Below are 4,524 nucleotides of genomic sequence, written 5' to 3' on the forward strand. Positions count from 1 at the left end.
CGAAGACCTCAGCCAATAACAACAAGCGGTCTTCTATCCACTGACGACGATGCTCTTAGTTTTGCCCTGTGTAATTATCTAGACCACACAAGAATGTTTTTCTGACGCATCTACTGACACACGACTAAATGGATTTAGGAGGTAGAGCGAAGCAGGAAGCCCGAGCCGAGTGATAATAGGGCGTGGTATCTAGCGAAACCTGAACTTTACGAGCCTTAGTCATGGTGATCACCTAGCGGCAGAGGACAATACCTTAAGCCTAGTGGATGATCGCTTTTTGTCCAGAATTTAGAGTGTATGTCCTGTTAAGCCCGTAGCAAGGATGCTATTGAGCAGTGCATTGGCGACGATGTTCGTAGCTTTGCCCTGTGTAATTATCACGGCCAGACAAGAATGCCTTTCTGACACATCTACTGACACACGACTAAATGGATTTAGGAGGTAGAGCGAAGCAGGAAGCCCGAGCCGAGTGATAATCGAGCGTGGTATCTAGCGAAACCTGGACTTTACGAGCCTTTGTCATGGTAATCACCTAGCAGCAGACGGTAACACCTTAAGCTTAGCGGGTGATCACTTTTTGTCCAGATTTTAGGGTGTGTGTCCCTTTAAGTTACTAAGTTACAAAAACGAGAAAACAATGCCTTCCGAAGAAAAACGGATACCATTACATCCATAAATGATAATTTATGCCTATAATGGACACTATAATATCCAAATAGGTTTTCGTGTATGCGCCTTTCCATTCTTGACGATACTGATGTTAGCCAAGCTTTTGCCGCGCACTTACGCAGCTTACGCAAACAGGCCAAATTGTCGCGCGAGGCGTTAGCTAAACGCAGCTGCGTACCCGCCGCAACTATTAAAAAGTTTGAACTTACTGGGCAGATCTCTTTTCGGCAACTCTTACTGCTGTGGCAATCACTGGATTCCCTTGCGCGACTTTATGAACTTACAAAAACGTCATCCTCACCACGCCAGACAACACAGCCGACCAGCATAGAAGAGGTACTGAAAGGTGGATTTTAAACCCGTTCAAACGCTGGATATTCACCGCACGCTGTCATCCAGTGAAGTGGTTTTCGTTGGTAGGCTGGCACAAAATCGACAAGGTGTTTTTTTTCAATACGATGAAAATTACATTAGACAATTTGGCAACTTGTCGCCTTTTAGCCTGCATGAAGACTTACAGCTGCAGCAATCCCCCCCAAAACCCCACCAAGGTATTCATGGCGTTTTTGGCGATAGCCTTCCCGACGGATGGGGTTTGCTACTGCAAGATCGCATTTTTCGGCAGCAAGGTATTTTACCGACACAAATCACAGCAATGGATCGACTCGCTTTTGTAGGACACCAAGGAATGGGGGCTTTATCGTTTACACCTATATCTGATTTTTCGCCAGATGAAGACTCAGCTATTGATATCGCCGCCCTAGGATTAGAGGCGCAAGCGCTATTTGATCAAACCCTATCCGGTGACTTAGACAGCAGTACTCATAAGGTACTAACAGCATTGGTTGCAGCCGGTAGTTCGGGCGGCGCCCGACCCAAAGCGCAGATTTATATGGCGGCAGGCGATACTAGCCACTGCCGCACCCGTGCAAAAGCTGGCGATGAAGCTTGGCTCATCAAATTCACCTCAAAGAACCTCCCCCTCGGTCACGAAGAGGGCCTGTGCGAAGCGGTGTACTTGCAAATGGCAGAGCGAGCGCAATGCCAGCCGCCAAGCTGGCAATTGATTGAAGCGCCCGCATGCAGCGGTGCAGCGGCTTGGCTAGCCGTAAAACGCTTTGATTATTTGGCAAACGCAAACGCCAAGGGCACCGGTCGCTTACATATGCACAGTGCGTGCGGCCTTTTGGATGCGGACTTTCGCAGTCCAAGCCTCGATTATTTAGATTTAATTAAAGCTAGCCGCCAACTTTGCCAATCACCTGCGGCAGGCCAATTGCAATTTCGCCGCGCCATCTTTAATTTATTTGCCGCCAACCAAGATGATCACAGTAAAAACTGGGCATTTTTACAACAAGATGATGCAAGCTGGCAGCCAGCCCCCTTTTATGATGTGACTTTTAGCCCCCACCCCTTCAATGAACACGCCACCGCTTTTGCTGGGCATGGGAAAAAGCCGCCACTAAAAACTATGCAAAAGCTGGCCGCTAGTGCTGGCCTTGCATCATGGAAGGATGCAAAAAACTGTATAAAAGAGGTACTGGAAGCCATTGATGATTTTGAGCATCTTGCCAAACAACACAACATCAGCAAAGGAACCCAGTCCGCCATAACTAAAACACTTTTGCTGCGCAAAAAAGAAAATGCCGAACTAATAACCAGATAAATAGAAGTACTTATTAAGGGGCGAGGCAATAATGGTTTGCCAAATTAGACGAAGGCACATGCCGGGGCCTATATGGACATCAATGTCATTAGCTTAAGGCGAATTTAAGCGGTAGGCGGAGATTTTTCAGGACCCTCTCGCGCCGGGAGCGCGTGTGGAGCGCCCATGGATCGGTTCAAGCGAGTCCAGAAAAATTATCGGTTGCCGCTAAGTTAATGACATTGGTATGGACATAGGTCATTAGGGTAATGCAGGAAATAACCAATTCGCCTTTTTGGTGAGTATGATTCGAGCCCGCCTGAATAATTACTAGAAAAATTACATACCCGCCATACAGGCGAAAAAAAAGACCCCTAAGGGTCTTTTAGATTAAAAGCCTAAACTACTGACGCTGAAGTCGGTTTAAACCATTTAAAGCCGCAACACGATAAGCCTCGGCCATTGTCGGGTAGTTGAACGTGGTATTCGTGAAATAATTAATATTATTCGCTTCACCGGTCTGGTTCATAATGGCTTGGCCAATATGTACAATCTCGGCGGCTTCGGCACCAAAGCAGTGAATCCCTAAAATTTCTTGCGTATCTAAATGAAACAGAATTTTTAGCATTCCCACTTCGTCACCACTGATTTGGGCGCGCGCGGTATCTTTAAAGAATGCGCGACCCACTTCATAAGGCACTTTAGCAGCCGTAAGCTCAGCCTCTGTTTTACCCACTGAACTGATTTCTGGCAGGGTGTAAATTCCCGTTGGGGCGTCGGTGACTCTACGGACCGTTTTTTGGGTAATAGAATCGACAACCGCACGGCCTTGGTCATAAGAGGCGCTCGCCAAGCTAGGCCAACCAATGACATCACCCGCCGCGTAAATAGTGGACTGCGGCGTGCGGTATTCATTGTCTACATCGATCTGACCACGGCTATTAGCTTCAAGCCCAGCATTAGTTAACTGTAAATCTTCGGTATTACCTGAGCGTCCGTTACACCACAATAGAGCATCGGCTTTAATGCGCTTGCCCGACTTTAAGTGTACCGTCACCATTTCGGCGGTTGCATCAACGCTATCAAACTGTTCTCCATGGCGAACCAAAACACCTTTATTGCGCAAGTGGTAACTCAACGCATCGGTAATTTCAGTATCTAAGAAGGACAGTAAGCTATCGCGGTTATTGATTAAATCGACTTTAATACCTAACCCCGAAAAGATAGACGCATATTCGCAACCAATAACACCCGCACCATAAATCACTAAAGTCCGCGGGGTATGCGCCATCTTCAAAATGGTATCGCTATCGTAAATGCGCGAGTGATTAAAGTCGATATTGGTCGGGCGGTAAGGCCTAGAGCCTGTTGCGATTAAAATATTTTTTGCAGTAATATTATCTGTAGGGCTATCCGGGTATTCCACGGCAACAGAGTTAGGCGATGTAAAGTGCGCCAAGCCCGAATGCACATGAATACGGTTGCGCATAAAGTAAGCTTTATGCATTGCCACCTTACGAGGAATAATCGACTTAGCCGCTTGCAGTACCGCAGGGTAAGTAATGGTATTAAACGAATTCAAATGCAACATTTCGGGTTGCTTACGAAAGTTAATTACCTGTTTAACAACATGCCTTAAAGCCTTGGAGGGGATTGTCCCTTTGTGGGTACAGTTGCCGCCTAAATCACTTTGCGCATCAATCACACCAACCGTCATTTCTGACTTAGTCGCTGCCATTGCCGCCGCCTCACCTGCTGGGCCAGCACCAATCACTAACAGATCATAATCATAATCAGCCATTACGTTTTCTTTTCACTCCGATATATAGGGGTTAACTGCCTCTAAGCGGGCGGTTTAATATTGATAGCAAGCTTGCGCTTAAAATATTACTTTTTGCTGGTCGCATCGTAAGCCAATGCCTCTTTTTCAGACTCTTGGCGCTCTTGTTCATCTTCACATTTTTTGGTATCACCGCCGCAAATGTCGCAAGCAGTATCCATATTTAAAGCCGCCATACCGCCGCACGAGCCTTTAATGGGCTTGCCTTTCACAATAACGCCCACAGCCATGCCCGCAATCATTAATGCAATAAATACAAAAGCTAAAACAAACGTAATCATAATGTTTACCTCGAAGTAAAAGTTAAGGGCCGAGGAAACAATACTTTATCCAATAATACTTGCCTCCCACTCCCTCAACAGCGTTGCTC

4 protein-coding genes are annotated in these 4,524 nt (G+C 46.6%); 2 read left to right on the top strand and 2 right to left on the bottom strand.

The features are described 5' to 3' along the window. Positions 1 to 729 precede the first annotated feature (729 nt). Both AC3A8L_RS20110 and AC3A8L_RS20115 read left to right on the top strand, forming a co-directional pair. The gene (locus AC3A8L_RS20110; RefSeq protein ID WP_487964056.1) at positions 730 to 1,026 is read left to right on the top strand and encodes a helix-turn-helix domain-containing protein; all 297 of its coding nucleotides are present in this window, start codon (positions 730 to 732) and stop codon (positions 1,024 to 1,026) included. Then, the gene (locus AC3A8L_RS20115; protein ID WP_487964057.1) at positions 1,016 to 2,335 is read left to right on the top strand and encodes a type II toxin-antitoxin system HipA family toxin; all 1,320 of its coding nucleotides are present in this window, start codon (positions 1,016 to 1,018) and stop codon (positions 2,333 to 2,335) included. The genes AC3A8L_RS20110 and AC3A8L_RS20115 overlap by 11 nt, the downstream gene beginning before the upstream one ends. Positions 2,336 to 2,717: 382 nt before the next feature. Here the strand turns inward: AC3A8L_RS20115 and sthA are convergent, their stop codons facing one another. Together sthA and nqrM are read right to left on the bottom strand one after the other, a co-directional pair. After that, positions 2,718 to 4,115 (bottom strand): Si-specific NAD(P)(+) transhydrogenase, encoded by a 1,398-nt coding sequence (sthA, locus tag AC3A8L_RS20120; RefSeq protein ID WP_487964058.1) that lies wholly within the window; start codon positions 4,113 to 4,115, stop codon positions 2,718 to 2,720. Between the two features lie 86 nt (positions 4,116 to 4,201). After that, positions 4,202 to 4,435: a (Na+)-NQR maturation NqrM gene (nqrM, locus tag AC3A8L_RS20125; protein ID WP_487964059.1), complete on the bottom strand. Its 234-nt coding sequence runs from the start codon at positions 4,433 to 4,435 to the stop codon at positions 4,202 to 4,204. Positions 4,436 to 4,524 lie beyond the last annotated feature (89 nt).

It is taken from the genome of Marinagarivorans sp., assembly GCF_982758155.1.

Coding starts and splice junctions, on each gene's coding strand:
- nqrM (WP_487964059.1), bottom strand. CDS start 4,435: ATGATTACGTTTGTTTTAGCTTTTGTATTTATTGCATTAATGATTGCG.
- sthA (WP_487964058.1), bottom strand. CDS start 4,115: ATGGCTGATTATGATTATGATCTGTTAGTGATTGGTGCTGGCCCAGCA.
- AC3A8L_RS20110 (WP_487964056.1), top strand. CDS start 730: ATGCGCCTTTCCATTCTTGACGATACTGATGTTAGCCAAGCTTTTGCC.